A 21,300-nucleotide genomic window follows, 5' to 3' on the forward strand; every position below is an offset into this window, starting at 1 on the left:
GGCGAGCGGGCTTATCGGATCGCAACAACAAGCCCGTCCGCAAGGTTTAAGGTGATTTAGGAGTCAGAAGAACCCCAACGGATTAATGTCGTAGCTCACCAGCAGGTTCTTGGTCTGCTGATAATGGTCCAACATCATCTTGTGGTTCTCCCGGCCAACCCCGGACTTCTTGTACCCACCAAACGCCGCATGCGCCGGGTACAGGTGATAACAGTTGGTCCATACGCGCCCGGCCTTGATCGCCCGGCCCATGCGGTAGGCGCGGTTGATGTCGCGGGTCCACAGGCCGGCACCCAGGCCGAACTCGCTGTCATTGGCAATCGCCAGGGCTTCGGCTTCGTCCTTGAAGGTGGTCACGCCCACCACCGGGCCGAAGATTTCTTCCTGGAACACGCGCATTTTGTTGTGGCCCTTGAGCAGGGTCGGCTGGATGTAATAGCCGCTGGACAGGTCGCCTTCCAAACGCTCGGCCGCGCCGCCGGCGAGCAGTTCGGCGCCCTCTTCCTGGGCTATTTTCAGGTACGACAGGATCTTGTCGTACTGCTGCTCGGAAGCCTGGGCGCCGACCATGGTTTCAGTGTCCAGCGGGTTGCCGCGCTTGATCTTGACGATCTTCTTCATCACCTCAGCCATGAACGGTTCGTAGATCGATTCCTGCACCAGCGCCCGCGACGGGCAGGTGCATACCTCGCCCTGATTGAAAAACGCCAGCACCAGCCCTTCGGCGGCTTTCTCGATGAAGGCCGGTTCGGCGCTCATGATGTCTTCAAAAAAGATATTCGGCGACTTGCCGCCCAGCTCGACGGTAGACGGAATAATGTTCTCGGCGGCGCAATGCATGATGTGCGCACCCACCGGGGTGGAGCCAGTAAAGGCGATCTTGGCGATGCGCTTGCTGGTGGCCAAGGCTTCACCGGCTTCGCGACCAAACCCCTGCACGATATTCAAGACGCCAGCCGGCAGCAGATCAGCGATCAACTCGGCAAACACCATGATCGACAGCGGCGTCTGCTCGGCAGGCTTGAGCACCACGCAGTTGCCGGCGGCCAGCGCCGGGGCGAGTTTCCAGGCGGCCATCAACAGCGGAAAGTTCCACGGGATGATCTGCCCGACCACGCCCAGGGGCTCGTGAAAGTGGTAGGCGGTGGTCAGTTCGTTGATCTCGGCGGCGCCGCCTTCCTGGGCGCGAATGCAGCCGGCGAAGTAGCGAAAATGGTCGGCAGCCAGGGGCACATCGGCGTTGAGGGTTTCGCGTACGGCCTTGCCATTGTCCCAGCTTTCGGTGACGGCCAGCACTTCCAGATGCTGTTCGATGCGGTCGGCGATTTTCAGAAGCACCAGGGAACGGTCCTGGGCCGAGGTTTTGCCCCAGGCATCGGCGGCGGCGTGGGCGGCGTCCAGGGCCTTGTCGATGTCGGCGGCGCTGGAGCGGGGGAACTCGGCGATCACTTCACCGGTGACCGGCGAGGTGTTGGTGAAGTATTCGCCATTGACCGGCGCGACGAACTCGCCGCCGATGAAGTTGCCGTAGCGCGGCTTGAAAGTGACGATGGCGCCAGGGGTTCCGGGTTGTGCATAGATCATGGTGAGGCCTCTGTCGGGGTCGGTGCCAGTTGGGCAAACCGGCGATGGATCGATAGTAAAGAGCCCCGCGAGCCAGACGAATACGCCGTTGGCAGGAGGGAATGTCGTTATTTGGTCGTAGAGTCCACCCGCTGCATCTGCCCTCGCTCGTAGCCGGGATACAGATGGCTGACGCTGCGGATCAACTCGTAGCGGCTCAGGCTGATGGCGGCGAAGCGCTCAGGGATGGGGCTGCGGATCATCTCGGTCATGTCGTTGCCATTGGCGGCGCCATCGCGCAGCAGTTGGTCGAGCCACGTCAGGTAGTCGCGCATCTGTTCGAACGGTTTGGCGTCAGTCGCCACCGGGCCGTGGCCGGGCACGACCAGGGTCCAGGGCAAGCCTTGCAGGGTGGTGATATCCGCCAGCCACACCGACAGGCCCGGGCTGTTGGGAGTCGTCAGGGCACGCTGGTAAAACACCAGGTCGCCGGCAAACAACACGCCGGTTTTTTCATCGAAAATCGCCAGGTCGGCACCGGTGTGGCCGCTCAATTGCACCAGCCGCACGTCATGGCTGCCGAAGGTCAACACGCCGGGCGTCAGCACCTGGGCCGGCAGGACTACTTCGGTGCCGCGCATCCAGTCGCCGACCATCCGATAAAGGTTCTCGGCCATGCTGTCGCCCTGCTCATGCAGTAATTGCGTGGTTCCAGTGAGCGCGCCGATGGGCACATCCTTGAACGCCTGGTTGCCCAGTGCATGGTCGGGATGATGATGGGTCAACAAGACCTGGATCACCGGCTTGTCGGTGGTGGCGGCAATCGCCTGGCGCATGGCCTCGCCATAACGCTTCGACGGCCCGGTATCAATCACCACCACGCCGCGTTCGGTGACGATAAAGCCGGTGTTGACGATATTGCCGCCGTTGGCCTTAGCGAAGTTGTCGGTGCTGCCTTCCAGCAGCCAGGTGCCTTCGGCGATTTGCCGGGGCTTGAGGGCATAGTCAAGATCTGCCACAGCCGGCAGGCTCAGGCTGATCAACACCAGCACAATCAAATGCCGTTTCACGGTATCGTCCCCTCGAATTGACTGCCGCTGGTATCGCGCAACACCAAACGCGTCGGCCCTGCCCCTTCGATATCAAAGGCCAGGTTGGGGTTTTCGCTGACCGCCGGGAACAACTCCAGGCGCGCCAGCAGTTGATCGTGTTGATCCAGCAGTTCGGCATGGTTGAGGTAGAACTCGGGGATGGCGCTGACCATGCCGTTGTCCATCGGATGGGCGACTTGCATTCGCACGCGGCTGAATTCGCCCCGTGGATAACGCCCGCCGAGCACTTCGCCGATGTGCTCTTCCCAGCCCTGCTGGGTGCGCACCACGCTGGGCGCGGTACAGCCACCGCCTGCGGCATCGATCAACGTCGAACCAACATGCCACAAGCCATCTTTGGTCAGGACCGCCGCCCGCAAGGGCGTTGCCTGTTCAATACGGATACGGATCGACAGCCACGGCAGCACGCGGTCTACCGGCTGAAAGTCGACGATTTTCGGCAGCGGATTAAGCTCGGCCCAGACGATGATTTTCACCACCTGCCCCTTGAAGGCCCGGGCGTCGATTTCCAGCGGCACCTGGCGCGCGTCTTCGGCGAAAGGCGGCGCCAGCAGCTTGACCCGCTCGTCGAAGACGAAGGGAGCACTGTCGAGAAACTGCTTGTGGTAGTAGGCCCACATCACCGACGGCACCGGGTCCTTGCCGGGCTCGATACCCCAGGCCGCCAGGGGAAAGCAGCAGATCAACAGCCAGCGCCAGGCCATGGCTCACTCCTCGACGTGCACGCTGTCGAGGTAGGTGCGCACCGCCCACAAGGCTTCCTGGCTCAGGTAGTCGGCCATCTTCGGCATGTACACCCGGCCGTCGCGTACAGCGCCGTGGCGTACGCGCTCGACGAACCATTCATCACCGACATCGCCTTCGTCCAGCATGCGCAGGTCGGGGGCGATACCGCCGGACTTGGCTTCCAGGCCGTGGCACGCCGCGCAGTTCTGGTTGTAGGCCGAGGCGCCGACTTCTACGGCCTTGTCATGTTCCGGGGATTTGCGATACGGGTTCACCGCCGCCCAACCATCACCGTCCACCGGCACACCGACATCCTTGATCGGCGTCAGCCCTTTGGTTTCCACGGCCGTGGGCGTCACGTTGCCATGGGCCCACACCGAACCTGCACTGATAACGCCAGCCAGCAGGCCGGCAACGAGCAAGGCATTGCGTTTTGTTGTCATTATTTTTCCCTCAGGATTGCACGCAAACCTCTTTGGCAGAGGCTATGGCAACCATCTTAGGAACCGGCGCAAGCGCGCCGTATGCTGCTTTGGTGGCCGCTCTCTCCTCCCTTGGTAGTAGGGCTTGTGGGGCACACCTAAATCAGATGCCGTTCGGGAAATTGTCCCGACAACGCCGGGAGTTTTTCCGTATCCGCCCGATGGGTGCCGGCAGCAACCTGTGCAGGCCAAAACCTCCACTGGGAACTGCAACCATGACAATAAGATCGCTACCCGCCCTCTCGCCGCTCAGCCTTGCCGTGCAGGCCTTTCTGCTGGTCGGCAGCCTGTCCTTGAGTGCGGCAAGCTTTGCCGCCGAGCCTGCCAAGCAGACTCGCAACGTCACCTGGGAAGACATCGCCAACGACCACCTGACCACCAAGGACGTGCTGCAATACGGCATGGGCACCAACGCCCAGCGCTGGAGCCCGCTGGCCCAGGTCAACGACAAGAACGTGTTCAAGCTGACCCCGGCCTGGTCCTATTCGTTTGGTGATGAGAAGCAGCGCGGCCAGGAATCCCAGGCCATCGTCAACGACGGTGTGGTGTATGTCACCGGTTCCTACTCCCGAGTCTTCGCCCTCGACGCCAAGACCGGCAAACGCCTGTGGACCTACAACCACCGCCTGCCGGACAACATCCGTCCGTGCTGTGACGTGGTCAACCGCGGGGCAGCGATCTTCGGCGACAAGATCTACTTCGGCACCCTCGATGCGCGCCTGATCGCCCTCGACAAAAACACCGGCAAAGTGGTGTGGAACAAGAAATTCGGCGACCACGCCGCCGGCTACACCATGACCGGCGCCCCGGTGCTAATCAAAGACAAGGTCACCGGCAAGGTGCTGTTGATTCACGGCAGCTCCGGTGATGAATTCGGCGTGGTCGGCCAACTGTTTGCCCGCGACCCGGACACCGGCGAAGAAGTGTGGATGCGCCCCTTTGTCGAAGGCCATATGGGCCGCCTGAACGGCAAGGACAGCACCAGCACCGGTGACGTCAAGGCGCCGTCCTGGCCAGATGATCCGACCACCGAAACCGGCAAGGTCGAAGCCTGGAGCCACGGCGGCGGTGCCCCTTGGCAGAGCGCAAGCTTCGATGCCGAGACCAACACTATCATCGTCGGCGCCGGCAACCCTGGCCCGTGGAATACCTGGGCGCGGACCTCCAAGGACGGCAACCCCCATGACTTCGACAGCCTCTACACCTCGGGCCAGGTCGGCGTCGACCCAAGCACCGGCGAAGTAAAATGGTTCTACCAGCACACGCCGAACGATGCCTGGGACTTCTCCGGCAACAACGAGCTGGTGCTGTTCGACTACAAGGACAAGGATGGCAAGGTGGTCAAGGCCACCGGTCACGCCGACCGCAACGGCTTCTTCTACGTGGTGGACCGCAACAACGGCAAGTTGCAGAACGCCTTCCCCTTCGTCGACAACATCACCTGGGCCAGCCACATCGACCTGAAGACCGGCCGCCCCGTGGAAAACGAAGGCCAGCGTCCGGCCAAGCCATTGCCGGGTGAGACCAAGGGCAAGTCGGTGGAAGTCTCGCCGCCGTTCCTCGGTGGCAAGAACTGGAACCCCATGGCCTACAGTCAGGACACCGGCCTGTTCTACATCCCCGGCAACCAGTGGAAAGAGGAATACTGGACCGAAGAGGTCAACTACAAAAAAGGCTCGGCGTACCTGGGCATGGGCTTTCGCATCAAGCGCATGTATGACGACCATGTCGGCACCTTGCGGGCAATGAACCCCACCACCGGCAAAGTGGTATGGGAACACAAGGAAGCGCTACCGCTGTGGGCTGGCGTGCTGGCGACCAAGGGCAACCTGGTGTTCACCGGTACCGGCGATGGTTTCTTCAAGGCCTTCGATGCGAAAACCGGGGCCGAGTTGTGGAAGTTCCAGACCGGCAGCGGCATCGTTTCCCCACCGATCACCTGGGAACAGGACGGCGAGCAGTACATCGGCGTGACCGTCGGTTATGGCGGCGCAGTGCCGCTGTGGGGTGGCGACATGGCTGAGTTGACCAAGCCGGTGGCACAAGGCGGGTCGTTCTGGGTGTTCAAGATCCCGAGCTGGGACATGAAAACGGCTCAGAAATAGTCCTCTGTGGCGAGGGAGCTTGCTCCCTCGCCACAAAAGCGCTCTTGCCACACACCTCCTTCGCTAGAGGCCTCTTTATGAAATACCTGCCTTTGCTGCTACTGCTCACCCTGTCCATCGCCCACGCCGACGATGGCGACGACGTCCCTCTGATCATCAACGGCTGCACCATCGCCGAACACAGCCAATGCCCCGGCGCCAACCTCAAGGGCGCCAACCTGAGCAATCAAAACTTGAGCAAGATGAACCTGGCCGGCGCCGACCTGCGCGATGCCAACCTGCGTCACGCTAACCTGGACCTGGCCAACCTGGAAAAAGCCCAGTTGCAGGGCGCCAACTTGACCCGCGCCAGCCTGCAACAAAGCAACCTGCGCCTGGCTAACCTCACCGGCGCCACGCTGATGGCGATCCAGGGCTGGGGCATGTTCGCCCAGGGCGCGCAATTCGAGAACGCCAACCTCAGCGCCGCCTACCTGCAATTCGCAAGGCTGTCTGGGGCCAAACTGCACAAGGCCAACCTGCGGGCGGCTGATCTGGAAATGACCTGGCTGAGCAAGGCCGATCTCCAGGGCGCCGACCTCAGCGATGCCAACCTGCAAGAAGCCAAGTTCGGTGAAAGCAACCTGGAAAAGGCCACCCTCAGCGGTTCGCGCCAGCATTATGCGAATTTTCAGGATGCCAATATGGAGGGTTGCAAGGATTGCCCGACGACGTGGGACCGATAACCCCTATCTTGTGTGGCGACCGGGCTTTCAACTGGCCACCCGCACCACGCCCATGTCGATCCCCAGATGCACCAGCTCGGCATGGGAAGTGACCTGCAATTTGCTCTTGAGCAAGGTCAGGTGGTTGGAGACGGTCTTGCTGCTGATGCTTAGTTGCTGGGCAATCGAACGGGCCGGTGTGCCCTTGGCGAGCATCAGGAAAATTTCCAGCTCGCGCTGGGTCATGCTTTGCAAGCGTTGATCGCCGGGATGGTAGGCAAGCTGAGTGGCCAAGTCCTGTTCGATATACGTATGACCATCGAGAATGCGCGCCACCGCGTCGGTCATCACCTGAGGCGTCGCGCTTTTGGTGAGGTAGCCCGAAGCACCGGCCTCCAAGGCCTGGCGCACCAGCGGCAACGAAGCGTATTGGCTGAAAAACAGCACCCGCAGTTGCGGCAGGCGCTGGCGCAGGCGCCGGGTGGTTTCCAGGCCGCTGATGCCCGGCAGGCCGAAGCCGATGATCACCAGGTTCGGCACCGCCTCCTGCACCCGCAACAGGGCTTCTTCACCGCTGGCCGCCTCGCGCACTTGGGCAGCCGGCAGCAGCGTGTGCAACAGACTGGCGTAGCCCAATCGGACCACCGCATGGTCGTCCACCAACAAGATATTCATCGCGCCAACCCCGGCAGAGCGGGCATCACCGGCAATGGCAACGGTCGCGGGGCGTGGAGTTTATCGACGCCGATCAGGCTGACAATCAGCAAAAACGGCAGGAGCAATGCCTTGAGAGTACGCATGGTCGTGCAATTCCTTGCGTGATGGCCGATACCTTCCATGCTAGAACCCCCAGCCTTGGGGCGAGTTACTACTTTGGTACTGGTTTTCCTGTCTATCGTCGCATTCCCAAGGCACCGGGACTGGCATGTAATGGGTGCATAACTATAAGGATCGAACCTGCCATGCTGCCCGCCCGACTTCATCTGTTAGCGGTACTGTCGCTGAGCCTGATGCTGGCCAATGCCCAGGCTGAAACGGCGCTGTTTTCCAGCGAAGGCTACCGTATCAACCTGTATCGCAGCCCCACGCCGGACCACCTGCCGGGCGCAACCATCGTCGATACCCAGGCCTTGCAAACCCTGCTTGAGCAAACCCTGCGCCCGCTGCTGATCGACGTCTATCGAAGGCAATGGCTGCAAGGGCGCTTTATCGAAGACCAGCCCCACGCCAACCTGCCCGGCAGCCATTGGCTGGCCAATACCGGCGATGGTGAGCTGACATCCCAATGGCAAGCCTATTTCGCCCGCAACCTGGCGGCATTGACCGCTGGCGACCTCAAGCAACCGCTGGTCTTTTACTGCCGCTCCGATTGCTGGTTGAGTTGGAACGCGGTAAAACGAGCCGCCGCCTTGGGCTATACCTCTGTGTACTGGTATCGCGACGGCCTGGACGCCTGGGAAGCGGCGAAACTGCCGACAACGCCAGCCCAACCCGAGCCCTTGCACTGACCTGAACGCTTGCGTGTTGTTGCCCCACCCAAATCAAAATAATAGGTGAAAGGCCATGTACAAAATTCTGATTGCCGACGATCACCCACTGTTTCGCGAAGCGATTCATAACGTCATCAGCGACGGCTTTGCCGGCAGCGAAGTCATGGAAACCGCCGACCTGGACAGCGCCCTGGCCCTGACCCAGGAACACGACGACCTCGACCTGATCCTGCTGGACCTGAACATGCCAGGCATGCACGGTCTCAATGGCTTGATCAACCTGCGCAACGAGGCGCCGACGATTCCGGTGGTTATCGTCTCCGCCGAGCAGGACAAGCAAATCGTGCTGCAAGCCATCACCTATGGCGCCGTGGGTTTTATCACCAAATCCTCGCCACGAGCGCAGATGACCGAGGCGATCCAGCAGATTCTCAACGGCAATGTCTACCTGCCGCCGGACATCATCCGCAGCCAAAAAAGCAGCGGTCAACGGCGCATGAACGACAGCCCAGGCTTCGCCCCGGAGCTGCTCCAGGCCCTGACCCGCAAGCAGCTGCTGGTGCTGGAACGGATGACCAAGGGTGAGTCGAACAAGCAGATCGCCTATACGCTGGAAATTGCCGAGACCACGGTCAAAGCCCATGTGTCGGCGATCTTGCGCAAGCTCAATGTGCATAACCGAGTGCAAGCGATCTTGAGCGCGGGGGATATTGATTTCGGGTCGTACCTGCGCCGCTGACAGCGGCTCGCGACAATGATGTGATCGTTCCCAACGCCTAGGAACGATCATTTACCGAGTAAATGACTCATCGCTGTCTTGAGCTTCATCGGCCGCACCGGCTTGTGCATCAAGGTATGCCCCAACTCGCGGATCTGCAGTTTGAGCTCATTGCTGTAGTTGGCAGTGATCATCATCGCCGGTATGGCGCAGGCGCGGCGGGCGTTGATCCGCGCCACGGCGTCCACGCCATTCTGCTCGTCGTCCAGGTGATAGTCGGCGATCAGCAAGTCCGCCTCGGCATGGTAGTTGTCCACCTGCCGCGCCAGGTCCTGCTCCGACAGCGCGGTGATCACCCGGCAGCCCCAACCTTCGAGGAGCGTACGCATGCCCGCGCAGATCGCCGCATCGTTATCCAGCACCCACACCCGCGCGCCTTGCAGCCGTTCCAGCATCGGTTCGCTCATCAACGGCGCTGGCAAGGCCTTGGGCGCGGTGGCGCTCAACGGCACCTCCACGCAGAACATCGAGCCCTTGCCTGGCCATGACTTCACGGTAATCCGATGGCCGAGGATGCCGACGAGTTTTTCCACGATCGCCAGGCCCAAACCCAAACCACGGTCCTGATCCGGGCGCTGCACATCGCCACGCTTGAACTCCTGGAAAATCTCCTCCAAGCGGTTTTCCGCGATGCCCATGCCAGTGTCCCAAACCTGGATCGACAGGCGCTGATGGTGCCGACGACACCCCAGCACCACACGCCCGCTGTAGGTGTAGCGAATGGCATTGCTCAACAGGTTGCGCAGGACCCGCGCCAGCAACTGAATGTCGCTGCGCACCAAGGCCGAACAGCCGATGAAGTGCAGCTCCAGGCCCTCGCTGCGGGCCACCTGGGTATATTCGGCGGCGAGGTTTTCCAGCAACTCGCTCAAGGCGAACGGTGCGATGTCGGCCTTGATCACCCCGGCGTCGAGCTTGGAAATATCCACCAGGGTGCCCAGCAGGTTTTCCACGTCTTCCAGGGAGTTGCTGACGTTGCGCACCAGCGTCTCGTTGGCCACCGGCTCCCGGCGCTCCATCAACGCGCTGGTAAACAGCCTCGCGGCGTTGAGCGGTTGCAGCAGGTCGTGGCTGACCGCGGCGAGAAACTTGGTTTTCGACAGGTTAGCCTGCTCGGCTTCCAGCTTGGCCTCCCGCAGGCGCGATTCCACGCGACGGCGCTCGTCGATTTCCAGCAGTAACTGGTCGTTGAGAGAGGTCAGTTCTGCCGTGCGCTCGCGCACCCGCAGTTCAAGATTTTGGTAAGCCTGATGCAAGGCCTCGGCGGTGCGGCGGCGTTCGGTGATGTCGCGGATCAGCACGAAAATCCCCACCACCTCGCCGCTGGCCAGGCGATTGGGCACGTAGGAGCGCAGCATATAGCGCTCCTGGTTGTTGATGTTGGTTTCGGCAAACTCGAAGGTCACACTCTCCCCCGCCAGCGCCCGCGCCACGTAGGCTTCCAGGCGCTGATAGTGCTGCTCGCTGTGGGCTTCGCGCAGGCTTTGCCCGAGCATCACGCCGCGGGGCCAGCAGTACCATTGTTCATAGACCTTATTGGTGAATTCGTAGACCAGATCGGCATTGAGGTAGGCGATCAACGCCGGCACATGGTCGGTGATCAGGCGAATCCAGCGTTCGCTCTCGCTCAGGGTTTCGGCGTGCTGGTAGCGTTCGGTGATATCGGTGAACGTATTGACGAAACCGCCGGTGGGCAGCGGATGGGTGCGAATTTCCAGGACTCGGCCATCGAACAGGCGTTGCTCGCACTCCTGTACCAGCCGGCCCTTGGCGTCGCGGCTGGCGGGGGTCAGCAGTTTCAGCTCACTGTCGGCGATCACCTCGGCAAACAGTCGATGGGCCGCCACCGGCGCCAGACCGCTCAACTCAAGAAAACGCCGGTTCCACAGCTCCAGCACGCCCTCGGCATTGACCATCGCCACGCCCTGGGACAAGTTGTCCACCGCCCGCTGCAATAGGTGCGACTTCTGCGCCACGGCCTGTTCGCGGCGCACGGTTTCACTGAGTTTGACGTCGGTGATGTCGGTAAACAGGATCACTCGCCCGCCCTCCTGGGTCGGCCGTTCACTGACTTGTAACCAGCGGCCGTTGTGCAGGCGGTAAAACAGGTTTTCCTCATCGTGACCGCGGGCCTCTTCGGCAAACAACCCGGTGGTGGTCATCAGCCGCTTGACCTCGGACAACAGCATGCCGGCGATGATCCGCACGCGGCTGTTGCTCCAGAACGCCTTGAAGCGGCTGTTGAACAGGACGATGCGCTGCTGAGCGTCGAACAGCACAAAGGCGTCGGAGATACTTTCGATGGCGTCGATCAAATGCTGGTGAGCCGTTTCCGCCCGCAGTCGTGCGTCGCTGAGCAAGTGGTTGCTGGCCTTGAGTTCGGCCATGGCCTGGTTCAGCGCATCGGTGCGTTCGCGGACCTGCTCGGCCAGCACCACCGAATGCTGGAACGCCGCATAGGGATCGTTGCCACGGGTCACACCGGACTCGATACGCTCGATCAACGCCGCATTGATGCGTTGCAGCTTGTGGTTGTCCTGTTGCAGGCCGGTGATCCGGGCCTGGAGTTCAGCGGTGTCCAGGGGTACGGCCCCGGGCAATGGCGACCCCGGTGAAGGTCTGGTTGATGTGCATGCCATTGAACTGTTCTCCGTAGGTGTTGAAACCCATCACCCGTTGGTCCTGCAAAAACGCCCCGATCTGCTCCAGGGCGCCGCTGTCTTCCAGCTCCAGGCGCCGCAGGAAGCAGTCGCAGCCAATGGTCAGCAACAGCGCGCCAAGGCGTGCTTGCAAGCCGTCGAACAGGGTTTGCAGGTTCGGCAGGATCGGGCCTGGGGTCATGGCGGTGAGGACGATGCCGTTTTCCACGGCGCAGTAGAAACTCAGGCTCAAATCCGCATGTACTTGCTGGATAGCCCGCACGTAGTACTGATCGTTGATGCGCACCGCCAACGGGTGGGCGGCGAAGATCCGGTGATCCAGTTGCGCCACTGGCACGCCGATATGCCGGGCGTATTCTTCGGCGGCAGGTTCGGCATTCAGCTCAAAGACCCGCCGCGAAGTGCTGTCGGCACCAGTCACCACCAGCTTTTGCGCACGGGGCAGGATGTGGTGGGTGGTGAACACTTCAAAATCCAGCCAGGTGTTGACCAGTACCACCACCGCCGCGCCACTGTGGAACTCGCCATCGAAATAGACGTGGGTGTGGGTCAGGCAATTGTCATCACCGGCCGAACCGCCAAAATGCGGGATATCACCGAGGGCAGCGCTGAGCGCGGCGAGGACCATTTCTTCGCGGCTGGACAAGCCATCGAGCAAGGTCAGGGCAAAGCTGTTGCCCTTGATCGGCGCCAAGGTGTTGCTGCGACAACCGCCCACCAGGCGTTCAACCATTTGCTGGGCGTCGATCAGGCTAAAGTGTTCCACCTGGTCGATCAGTTCGGTGGCGATGGAAAAGTGCCGGTGATCAAAACCCACCGCCGTGACGCAATTGCGCCCGTAGCCCTGGGGCGTGATCTCGCCGGCGCTGGTGCAACCCACCAGGCGAATACCGCCGAAGCTGTGCTGCAAGGCCTGGCCCAGGGCCTGTAAGTCATAGGAAGCGGAACAGAAGAACAACACAAAGCCCAGGTGGGGATGCAACAACTGGCGCGCCAGCTCATCGGCCACCTGCCGGGCATCGGTAGCCTGGGACATGGCAGTGACTACGCCTTCGCTCTGGACCTGCTGCATGGTCGACTCCCCCTGTGAGGCATAAGTGTACGAAGCCTGGGGGGAGCGACCTATGCTACTTGGGTACTGGGTGGGGGATTCGATGGGATGAGAGGGCCCAGGAAATACTGGAGATCAACAGTGGGAGTCGCTTTCTGTGGGAGCCGGGCTTGCCCGCGATGCAAACGACTCGGTGTATCAGTCAAACCCAGGGGATGCTATCGCGGGCAAGCCCGGCTCCCACAGTTGATCGGCTTCAGTTCATAGACCAGGTTACTGCTGCTACCAGGTCAGCACCGCTCCCACCGCGAAGGTATCAGTGTCTTCATTTTGCGCACTGGTGTCGTGGCCCTCGATCTGGAACTGATTGTACTCGGCGACCAGCTTCAGGTTGTCGTTGATGTCATGGAACAGCGCAATGCCACGGGTTTCATAATCCGCGCCGCTGCCGACCACGCCGTTGCCGTCGTCCTTGGTCTTGCCGTAAGACAACGCCAGGCGGTTCTTGCCCAGCTTGTACGAGCCCTGCAGCAGGTAGCCGTTGCTGTCGACGTTACGCAGCGTGGCTTCGCCGGCATTGTTGGTAAAGAACGGGTTTATGCCCTTGGCCTGGAAACCTGAACCGGTCAGCGACAACCCGCCCATTTTCGCCTGCACGCCGTAGCCCAGGCCCTTGGAGGTGACGGACTCCACCGTCGAGTCGGTGTTGTCCGAGGTCTGATAGCTGCCGTTGAGCCAGCTGTAGATCTTCGCCCCGCCTACGTCGAGCTGGTAGGTGATCTCACTTTCGGTGCGCGGGTTCTTCTGGTAGGCCTTGCCCAACGGGCTGCTGTCGTTGGTGTCCACCGGGTCCATGATGCCCACGGCAACCCGCAAGCCTTCCATCACCGGAGTGCGATAGGTGATTTGCGAGGTGGGAAATGGATAGGGATAACCGCTGCCGATATTACCGAACGACACGCCGCCGCCGTCCACCAGGCCAAGGCTGTCGCTGACCTGGCCGTAGCCTGCGAGCAGTTCATCGAGCAGGATGTTGGAACGGGCAAACAGGCCGAAATCCTTGCCGATCAATACCTCGCCCCACTCGGGATTGGCCACGGTGCCGTAGAACTGACGCACGTCGATGGCGGTGTCAGTGCCGTTGGTTTCGCTGTCGTTGATGGTCACCCAAAACGAGGCACGGGCGCCGAGCTTGAGGTCGTTAACCTGCTTGCCCATGTTAAAGCCCAGGTAGTTGGGCAAGAAGCCCATCTTCACCCGCGCCTGGCGACGGTCGTACTGGTCGCCAGCGCGGTCGACGTCGCTGTTGACGTAGAAGGCGTTGATGTAGCCATCAGTAGAGAACGTGGTCTCATCCTTGTCGTAGAGCATGATCTCGGCTTCGGCTACCGAGCTCAGGCCCAGGGACGACAGGCTGACGATGACGGCTGGCAAGAAACGATGCGTGAAGTTCTTATTGTTGTGCATGGCGCGCTCCGCAACGGGGGGACTTGTTGTCGGAGGGGATTATCGAAAGCACAACAGCGGCGGCATACGCTGCCTTGGAGGGGGATCAAAGGTGCTTTGGGCGGTCGGCAATTGCCCGGCAAATTCGATGTAAGACGGGCCTCGTGAAAGGCCCGCCACTTAGGGTGTAAGCCTGGGGGCCATTAGGCCCGGCGCGCTCAATCGAAGGCTCTGAACAGCATGTAGGTGGCCACCACGATGCACAATGTAGCGAAGCCCACTTGCAGGGCTCTGGCCTGAATCAGCGAGCAAAGGCGCCGACCCACAATCATCCCGACGATGCTGGAGACGATAAACACCCAGCCCACGGAGTCAATGGTGACACCGGCATGAAACGCACCGACCACGCCGATCAGGGAAATCAGGCTGATCACCATCAACGACGTGGCGACAATCCCACGCATCTGCACATCGGTCAGTTGCTTGAATGCCGGCACAATCAGAAACCCGCCGCCAACACCGAGCAAACCCGACACGGCACCGGTCACCGCGCCCAAGGCTGCCAGGGTGGCGGTGCACTTGGCGGTCCAGGAAAAGCGCCCGGTCTGTTGATCGAGCATGCAGTTCTTCTGGCCCCAGGAAGCGGCGCCGTGGTCACTGGGCCCCGCCTCGACCTTCTCGCGCCGCAACATGCGCCAGGCCACCAGCACCATCAGCGCGCTGAACAGGCCCATCAGGATCTTGTCCGACAGTTGATGGGCCAGGAACACCCCCAGCGGCGAAAACAGCGCCCCCAGCAAGGCGATCAGCAGCGCCGCGCGGTAGCGCACCAGGCCATGGCGCAAACCATCAATCGCCCCGACAGCGGCAGCCGCGCCCACGGCGAACAACGACACGGGCGCCGCTTGGGTCATGGTCAAGCCAAGCCCCAGCACCAGGGCCGGGACGCCGATTATTCCACCGCCAGCGCCGGTCAAGCCCATCACCAACCCCATGATCACGCCAAAAAAACTTGCCAGTAGCATAGGGTTCTCTCAATCCACCTTGGACAAACGGGTCAGCCATTCGCGGCCCTTGAGCATGCCGTTCCAGTAGAACCACGGCAGCAGCGTCGCCTTGAGAAACCACGCCGAACGCCGCGCCACTGTCGGGTCGAGGGGAAAGGTCGGCAGCAGCTTGCCGGCATAACCGAACTCGGCCAATACCACCTTGCCCCTCTCCACCGTCAGCGGGCAGGAACCGTAGCCATCGTACTTGAGGGGCAGCGGCTTATGCTTGCGCAGGGCCAGGAGATTTTGCGAGACCACAACGATTTGCTTGCGCACCGCTGCGGCGGTTTTGGCGTTGCTGGTGGAGCACACATCACCGAGGCCGAATATCTGCGAATAACGCACATGTTGCAGGCTGTGGGGGTTTACCTCGCACCAGCCGGCGGCGTCGGCCAATGGGCTCTGACGGATGAAATCAGGGGAGACTTGCGGCGGCACGACGTGCAGAAGGTCGAAGGATTTTACCTCGATGGTGACATTGCCTTCGCCGTCCTTGACCTCGAACCAGGCCTTGCGCGCAAGGCCGTCGACCTTGATCAGGTTGGAATTGAAGGCCAGTCGCGCCGAGTATTTTTCGACATACTTCATCAAGGGAGGAACGAAGGTTGCCACACCAAACAGCACGGCACCGGCCAGGTTGAATTCGACGTCGATATTTTTTAGCGCGCCCTGCCTGAGCCAGTGGTCGCAGGACAGGTACATGGCCTTTTGCGGCGCTCCGGCGCATTTGATCGGCATGGCCGGCTGGGTGAAAATCGCCTTGCCGCCCTTGAGTTGCTGCACCAGTTGCCAGGTATAGGCCGCGTGCTGGTAGCTGTAGTTGGAGGTGACACCGTTCTGGCCGAGGGCTTCCTGTAAACCTTCGACTTTCTCCCAGGCCAGGCGCAGGCCGGGGCAGACGATCAGGTTGTTCCAGGTGACGCGCTGGCCGCTGTCGAGCACCAGGGTCTGTTCATCGGGCAACAACTCGCTGACCGCCGCTTGTACCCAGGTCACCCCGTCAGGCAATACTTTGGCCATGGGCCGGGCGGTTTTGCTGATGTCATGGGCACCGCCACCCACCAGGGTCCAGGCGGGCTGGTAATAGTGTTCGTCGTTGGGTTCGATCAGGGTGATGTTCAGGTGAGGGTCGCGCTTGAGCAGGCTGGCCAGCAGGCCGATACCCGCGGAGCCGCCACCGATGACAACGATATCGCCACTGATGGTCGGTCCCCAGTGTTGGTCGTTCATGGTTTTTGGCCTTTTTTAGTCAATGCACACAAGGGTCGTTGCCGTATGGCATCACGCCCTGCTGTTTGCCACCACGATGCCATCCTTTGCCTCGAGTCCTTTAATTCACTTAAGCTCGCAAGGTTATGTGGAAAATACCATGAATGTAAGCCGCGATTTCCCGGCCCCCAGCCACTCAGGACGACCGTTATGTCAGCGTTGATTCAATCCTTTCTGGACGAGGCCTCGTCGACCTACACCTATGTCGTCTATGAACAGGACGGCGGCCAGTGCGCCATCGTCGACTCGGTGCTCAATTATGACCCAGCCTCGGGACGCACCGGCACGGCCCAGGCCGACCAGGTGATTGCCTTCGTAGGCGAGCACCGCTTGCAGGTGCAATGGCTGCTGGAGACCCACGCCCACGCCGACCACCTGTCCGCCGCGCCCTATCTGCGCCGGCAACTGGGGGGCAAGATCGCCATCGGCAAGTCCATCACCAAGGTACAGGGCGTATTCAAGAACCTGTTCAACCTTGAACCGGAGTTCCGTGTCGACGGTTCGCAATTCGATCATCTGTTCGCCCCGGATGAGGTATTCCACATTGGCAACCTCAAGGCCCGTGCCCTGCATGTGCCAGGCCATACGCCGGCGGACATGGCCTACCTGATCGACGATCAATTGATCCTGGTGGGCGACACGCTGTTCATGCCCGATGTCGGCACGGCGCGCTGTGACTTTCCCGGCGGCGACGCTCGCCAGCTCTACGCCTCGATGCGCAAGTTGCTGGCCTTCGCGCCGCAAACGCGCCTCTATGTCTGCCACGACTACCCGCCCGAAGGCAGGGCCGCCAAATGCCTGACGACGATTGCCGAGCAGCGTGCCGGAAATATTCATGTGCATGACGGGGTGGATGAGGCGACGTTTGTGACAATGCGCACCCAGCGTGATGCGGGCCTGGGTATGCCGACGCTGTTGCTGCCGGCGATTCAGGTCAATGTGCGGGCGGGAAATATGCCGCCAGCGGAAGATAATGGGGTGGTGTATTTGAAGATCCCATTGAATCAGCTTTAAGGCGGCGCATAAGGCCTAGTCAAAATAGGACGTCTTAGGCTGGGCGAGCCCCGACCACAACTCGTCGACATGCTTGAACCCCCATTCCTCAGCGGACTCCCGGCTGATGATCTTGTCACGCTGTTCGGCCAGATTCACCACGGCCTGGACAATCGGCAAGCGAGAGCGCGCCGAAAAAAACACGTTGACCACCGGCGTGAGCAAGGACTTGGGGTTTTGCTCTATTACCACGCCAATACGACCACTCTCCAGGCGGACCAGAGCACCAACGGGGTAGATCCCCACACACCGAACAAACGCCTGGAACACACTCTCGTCAAAATGGCCTTTCCACTCAGCCATTTTCTGAATCGCGTCGGCCGGCCCCCAGCCGCGTTTGTAGGGGCGCTCTGAAGTGATCGCATCGTAGACATCACACACAGCGCCCATCTGCGCAAACAGGCTGATCTGATCCTGGACGAGGCCGTGGGGATAGCCGCTGCCGTTGCATTTCTCGTGGTGATGCAGGCAGACATCCAGCACCAATGCACTGATATGCGGGCAGTTGCGCAACATTTTCGCGCCCTCCACCGGGTGACTGCGCACGATGTCGAACTCCGCCTCAGTCAGCGCCCCAGCCTTGTTCAAAATGCCCTCCGGGATGGCCATTTTCCCGACATCATGGAACAAGCCTGCCAGGCCCGCCTCCTGGACCAGTGCAGGCGAGAGGCTCAATTGCCGGGCCAGCGCGATCATCAATCCACTGACGGCAACCGAATGCATGTAGGTGTATTCATCAGACTTTTTCAAACGGGCCAGGCTAATCAATGCATGGGGATGGCGTAGCACCGACTGGGATATTTCCTCGACCAGGCTGGCCACTCGGGTTGGCTCAACCGCCCTACCCATGCGCAAATCACTGAACATCTCGATGACCGCGCCTTTGGCGACAGCGCACACCTTGACCGCGCGCGCCACCTCAGCCTTCATTTCCACACGAGGGGAAGCCACCGGGCGTTTCAAGGCAGGCGTCTTATGTGCGGCCTGCAGGTCCTGCGGTTTCAGGTCGCAACCTTTCTCGGTATCAATCCAGACACCCTGGACCTTTGATGCCAACAAGCGCTGCAAATCTTCGTTGCGATTGAGCAAAAAACTGCTCTTCCAAAAAGCATGATCGATCCATGAACCATCAAGCTTATGGATGTGCATACCCAGAGTCACCTGCGACGCAGGAATGCATTTCAACATACGTCATACCCCAATCAACTAACTCACGGAAAACTTTGAAACGATCTGCCTAAGATCCACCGCAAGTTTGGACAGCTCATTGCTGGCAATGGATGTCTGACCGGCGGCAGAAGAGCTCTGAATAGAAAGATCCCTGATGCTGATGAGGTTCTGATCAACGGAACGAGCCACATGGGCCTGCTCCTCCGATGCGGTCGCAATCAGCAGATTTCTTTCATTGATATCAGAGATGGCTTGGGTGATTTGGGTAATGGCGGCGCCTGCTTCATGGGCGATCTTTAACGAATCCACGGCTTCACTGCGGTTCAACTCCATAGACAGCACCGCCTCGCTTGAGCAGCTCTGGATTTTCGCAATCATCTGCTCAATTTCGTGGGTAGATGTTTGCGTTCTGTGGGCCAGCGCCCTGACTTCGTCGGCCACGACAGCAAAGCCGCGCCCCTGCTCTCCGGCCCTGGCCGCCTCGATCGCCGCATTCAAGGCAAGCAAGTTGGTTTGTTCGGCAATGGAACGGATAACCTCGACCACCTTGGCGATATCCTGGGCCTGCTTGGCGAGCCCTTCGACTTCCAGCCCGGTTTGCTGAACCGTTGTGCTCAACTTTTCAATCGAGGCAATGGTCTGGGCAACACGGTCCTGACCCACCTTTGCCGAGCGCTGGGAGTCTTGAGTCGACTGGGAAGCTGAGACAGCATTTCTGGCCACTTCCTCTACCGCCGCAGTCATCTCATTGACTGCCGTAGCGGCCTGATCAGTTTCCATGCTTTGTCGCTCAATGCCTGCACTTGACTCCTTGGTGATCGAACTCATCTCCTCCGCCGCCGCGGCCAGTTGCCCCGAAGCTTCGGAGATATGCTGCAAGGTGCTTTTCAGGTTCATTTGCATGGCCGCCGTAGACTGTTGCAGATCCGTCAACTCGTCCTTGCCACTGATATTAATGGCGACACGCAGGTCGCCTTGGGCAATCTTGGCCGTCGCCGCCAACAACTCCTTGACCGGCGTGATGATGCTTTTGGTGAACAGGTGCGCCACCACGACCGTCAACAAGACAGAGACCACCATCAGCACAATGGTAAGCAGGCGGGCGGCATCAAACTCATCGGAGGCCGTACCCACGGCGATTTGCGCACCGTTTTGGTTGATAGCCACCAGTTCACCGATCCACGATTGAAGTTTTAACGCCACGGGACTGGCCTGGTCGCGGATAAACACGTTGATATCATTTATCGAACGAGATGCATCCATGGCCACCAGCTCATCAACCTTGAGATTATAACTCTGGACGCCTTTCACTATGTCTTCGTACTTGTTTTTCTCCTGCGGACTTGAAACAAATTTTGAGTATTTCTCTGTCACGTCAACCAATACGTTCCTCGCGTCCTTGATCGCGCCAGTGGAGTCCCCACTCAACCTATTGTCTTCCATCGCAAATCGACGCAGCTCCAGCCGGAGGTTTAGCAATGCGCTTTCTATTTCTCCTGCCTGGCGAATACTGGGAAGCCAATTAGTTTCAATCGCGACCGTCGAGGCATAAATCCTGTCAGCTTTTACCAGCGTCAGGCCCCCTTGTATCAACAGCAAAAGACAGACAACGCCAAAACACAAAATGGTGCGCAAGTTCAGCCTTATCAATCGCATTGACATAACAACTCCCGATTTCCTTAGTTCTGCGGACCTTGCGCCCTGTGCAGAAGCTGTCAGATATCACTTTATTTAGAGGCGAGTGAAAAAAACGTAACGTTAGGCGGTTATTTTTGTTAAATCCAAAAATACCGTGTGAGCGTAAAACCAAAACACCACCTGGCACACTATTGAAAGTGTTCAATATGGCGCTTTATTTAATAAGAGGGCGCAATGCAAGTTGACCAGCGAAATCATAAAGCGCACGGCAGACTAAATCTTGACGCTCCATGACTATAAGCTCTCGCTTAAAGCTGGAGTTTAGCAGGTGCATCAGCGAGCACAGGGAAAACCGATCTTATAATATAAAGTATCGACAGTGATAGGCCGTATTGGAGGTCATCAATACTTATTGCCATCTAAACGAATAGATTGGAGGGAAACTTCACCTTATAACGCAGCGACGACGCCCCCCGTCGCTGGTCAAGGCTGGCGCTTACGGCTTGCTCAACATCAGGCCATCTGGCGGCAACGGCAGCGCCGTCTTGTAGCGCACCTGCTTGAGCGCGAAGCTGGAGCGGATATTCGCCACGCCGGGCACCTTGGTCAGAAAGTCCATCATGAAGCGCTCCAACGACTGGATGGTCGGCACCAATACCCGAATCAAATAGTCGGGATCGCCGGCCATCAAATAGCACTCCATCACCTCTGGCCGATCAGAAATCGCCCCTTCGAATTGCTGCAACGCCTCCTCGTTCTGCTTTTCCAGGCTGACATGGATGAACACATTGACGTGCAGCCCCAGCAGATCGGCGTCCAGCAGCGTCACCTGGTCGCGAATCAGCCCCAGCTCTTCCATGGCCTTGACCCGGTTAAAACACGGAGTGGGTGACAGGTTGACCGAGCGGGCAAGGTCGGCGTTGGTGATGCGGGCGTTCTCCTGGAGGCTGTTGAGAATCCCGATATCGATACGGTCCAGCTTACGCATGAGAAAAAACCACCTG

The 21,300-nt window shown here is 59.9% G+C and carries 19 protein-coding genes; 5 read left to right on the forward strand and 14 right to left on the reverse strand.

The window, feature by feature from the left end; translation table 11 throughout:
• Nucleotides 1-63: 63 nt before the first annotated feature.
• From exaC to pedF, 4 genes are all read right to left on the reverse strand, one after another.
• On the reverse strand, nucleotides 64-1,584 hold the full coding sequence (exaC, locus tag ACZRKZ_RS08725; protein ID WP_463981366.1) for an acetaldehyde dehydrogenase ExaC: 1,521 nt from the start codon (nucleotides 1,582-1,584) through the stop codon (nucleotides 64-66).
• A 107-nt stretch (nucleotides 1,585-1,691) separates the two neighbouring features.
• Complete coding sequence (locus tag ACZRKZ_RS08730) at nucleotides 1,692-2,633, reverse strand: quinoprotein relay system zinc metallohydrolase 1 (protein WP_463981367.1); 942 nt, start codon at nucleotides 2,631-2,633, stop codon at nucleotides 1,692-1,694.
• The gene (locus ACZRKZ_RS08735; protein WP_463981368.1) at nucleotides 2,630-3,379 is read right to left on the reverse strand and encodes a quinoprotein dehydrogenase-associated SoxYZ-like carrier; all 750 of its coding nucleotides are present in this window, start codon (nucleotides 3,377-3,379) and stop codon (nucleotides 2,630-2,632) included. The genes ACZRKZ_RS08730 and ACZRKZ_RS08735 overlap by 4 nt, the downstream gene beginning before the upstream one ends.
• A gap of 3 nt (nucleotides 3,380-3,382) precedes the next feature.
• Complete coding sequence (pedF, locus tag ACZRKZ_RS08740; protein WP_463981369.1) at nucleotides 3,383-3,844, reverse strand: cytochrome c-550 PedF; 462 nt, start codon at nucleotides 3,842-3,844, stop codon at nucleotides 3,383-3,385.
• Between the two features lie 254 nt (nucleotides 3,845-4,098).
• On the opposite strand from pedF, the gene exaA reads away from it, so the two are divergent.
• Together exaA and ACZRKZ_RS08750 are read left to right on the forward strand one after the other, a co-directional pair.
• Nucleotides 4,099-5,988: a quinoprotein ethanol dehydrogenase gene (gene exaA, locus ACZRKZ_RS08745; RefSeq protein WP_463981370.1), complete on the forward strand. Its 1,890-nt coding sequence runs from the start codon at nucleotides 4,099-4,101 to the stop codon at nucleotides 5,986-5,988.
• A 77-nt stretch (nucleotides 5,989-6,065) separates the two neighbouring features.
• Nucleotides 6,066-6,713 (forward strand): pentapeptide repeat-containing protein, encoded by a 648-nt coding sequence (locus tag ACZRKZ_RS08750; RefSeq protein WP_463981371.1) that lies wholly within the window; start codon nucleotides 6,066-6,068, stop codon nucleotides 6,711-6,713.
• A gap of 27 nt (nucleotides 6,714-6,740) precedes the next feature.
• Here ACZRKZ_RS08750 and ACZRKZ_RS08755 read toward each other — a convergent pair whose 3' ends face one another.
• Entirely contained in the window at nucleotides 6,741-7,367 is a 627-nt protein-coding gene (locus ACZRKZ_RS08755; RefSeq protein WP_463981372.1) for a response regulator, read from the reverse strand.
• Nucleotides 7,364-7,492, reverse strand: coding sequence for a hypothetical protein (locus tag ACZRKZ_RS08760; RefSeq protein ID WP_463981373.1), 129 nt, complete (start codon nucleotides 7,490-7,492; stop codon nucleotides 7,364-7,366). The genes ACZRKZ_RS08755 and ACZRKZ_RS08760 overlap by 4 nt, the downstream gene beginning before the upstream one ends.
• 162 nt (nucleotides 7,493-7,654) lie before the next feature.
• Between ACZRKZ_RS08760 and ACZRKZ_RS08765 the strand changes: the two genes are divergently transcribed.
• Both ACZRKZ_RS08765 and ACZRKZ_RS08770 read left to right on the forward strand, forming a co-directional pair.
• Nucleotides 7,655-8,200 carry a PQQ-dependent catabolism-associated CXXCW motif protein gene (locus tag ACZRKZ_RS08765; protein WP_463981374.1) on the forward strand — a complete coding sequence of 182 codons (546 nt, stop codon included), beginning with the start codon at nucleotides 7,655-7,657 and terminating at the stop codon, nucleotides 8,198-8,200.
• Between the two features lie 55 nt (nucleotides 8,201-8,255).
• Nucleotides 8,256-8,921, forward strand: a complete 666-nt coding sequence (locus ACZRKZ_RS08770) for a response regulator (RefSeq protein ID WP_463981375.1) — start codon at nucleotides 8,256-8,258, stop codon at nucleotides 8,919-8,921.
• A gap of 47 nt (nucleotides 8,922-8,968) precedes the next feature.
• On the opposite strand, the gene nahK is transcribed toward ACZRKZ_RS08770, so the two are convergent.
• The 5 genes from nahK to ACZRKZ_RS08795 all read right to left on the reverse strand — a co-directional run bounded on the left by nahK (nucleotide 8,969) and on the right by ACZRKZ_RS08795 (nucleotide 16,396).
• Nucleotides 8,969-11,560, reverse strand: coding sequence for a hybrid sensor histidine kinase/response regulator NahK/ErcS' (nahK, locus tag ACZRKZ_RS08775; protein ID WP_463981376.1), 2,592 nt, complete (start codon nucleotides 11,558-11,560; stop codon nucleotides 8,969-8,971).
• Entirely contained in the window at nucleotides 11,529-12,692 is a 1,164-nt protein-coding gene (gene nosP, locus ACZRKZ_RS08780) for a nitric oxide-sensing protein NosP (protein WP_463981377.1), read from the reverse strand. The genes nahK and nosP overlap by 32 nt, the downstream gene beginning before the upstream one ends.
• A 261-nt stretch (nucleotides 12,693-12,953) precedes the next feature.
• Nucleotides 12,954-14,138: a porin gene (locus ACZRKZ_RS08785; RefSeq protein WP_463981378.1), complete on the reverse strand. Its 1,185-nt coding sequence runs from the start codon at nucleotides 14,136-14,138 to the stop codon at nucleotides 12,954-12,956.
• A 197-nt stretch (nucleotides 14,139-14,335) separates the two neighbouring features.
• The gene (locus tag ACZRKZ_RS08790; protein WP_463981379.1) at nucleotides 14,336-15,142 is read right to left on the reverse strand and encodes a sulfite exporter TauE/SafE family protein; all 807 of its coding nucleotides are present in this window, start codon (nucleotides 15,140-15,142) and stop codon (nucleotides 14,336-14,338) included.
• Nucleotides 15,143-15,151: 9 nt separating this feature from the next.
• A complete protein-coding gene (locus ACZRKZ_RS08795; protein ID WP_463981380.1) occupies nucleotides 15,152-16,396 on the reverse strand; it encodes an NAD(P)/FAD-dependent oxidoreductase in 1,245 nt (414 codons plus the stop codon).
• 189 nt (nucleotides 16,397-16,585) lie between these two features.
• On the opposite strand from ACZRKZ_RS08795, the gene ACZRKZ_RS08800 reads away from it, so the two are divergent.
• On the forward strand, nucleotides 16,586-17,449 hold the full coding sequence (locus ACZRKZ_RS08800; protein ID WP_463969385.1) for an MBL fold metallo-hydrolase: 864 nt from the start codon (nucleotides 16,586-16,588) through the stop codon (nucleotides 17,447-17,449).
• A gap of 15 nt (nucleotides 17,450-17,464) precedes the next feature.
• Here the strand turns inward: ACZRKZ_RS08800 and ACZRKZ_RS08805 are convergent, their stop codons facing one another.
• The 3 genes from ACZRKZ_RS08805 to ACZRKZ_RS08815 all read right to left on the reverse strand — a co-directional run bounded on the left by ACZRKZ_RS08805 (nucleotide 17,465) and on the right by ACZRKZ_RS08815 (nucleotide 21,284).
• A complete protein-coding gene (locus ACZRKZ_RS08805) occupies nucleotides 17,465-18,676 on the reverse strand; it encodes an HD-GYP domain-containing protein (protein ID WP_463981381.1) in 1,212 nt (403 codons plus the stop codon).
• 18 nt (nucleotides 18,677-18,694) lie between these two features.
• Nucleotides 18,695-20,320, reverse strand: a complete 1,626-nt coding sequence (locus tag ACZRKZ_RS08810; protein WP_463981382.1) for a methyl-accepting chemotaxis protein — start codon at nucleotides 20,318-20,320, stop codon at nucleotides 18,695-18,697.
• Nucleotides 20,321-20,792: 472 nt separating this feature from the next.
• On the reverse strand, nucleotides 20,793-21,284 hold the full coding sequence (locus tag ACZRKZ_RS08815; protein ID WP_133100380.1) for an Lrp/AsnC family transcriptional regulator: 492 nt from the start codon (nucleotides 21,282-21,284) through the stop codon (nucleotides 20,793-20,795).
• Nucleotides 21,285-21,300 lie beyond the last annotated feature (16 nt).

Source organism: Pseudomonas sp. c313, assembly GCF_055407145.1.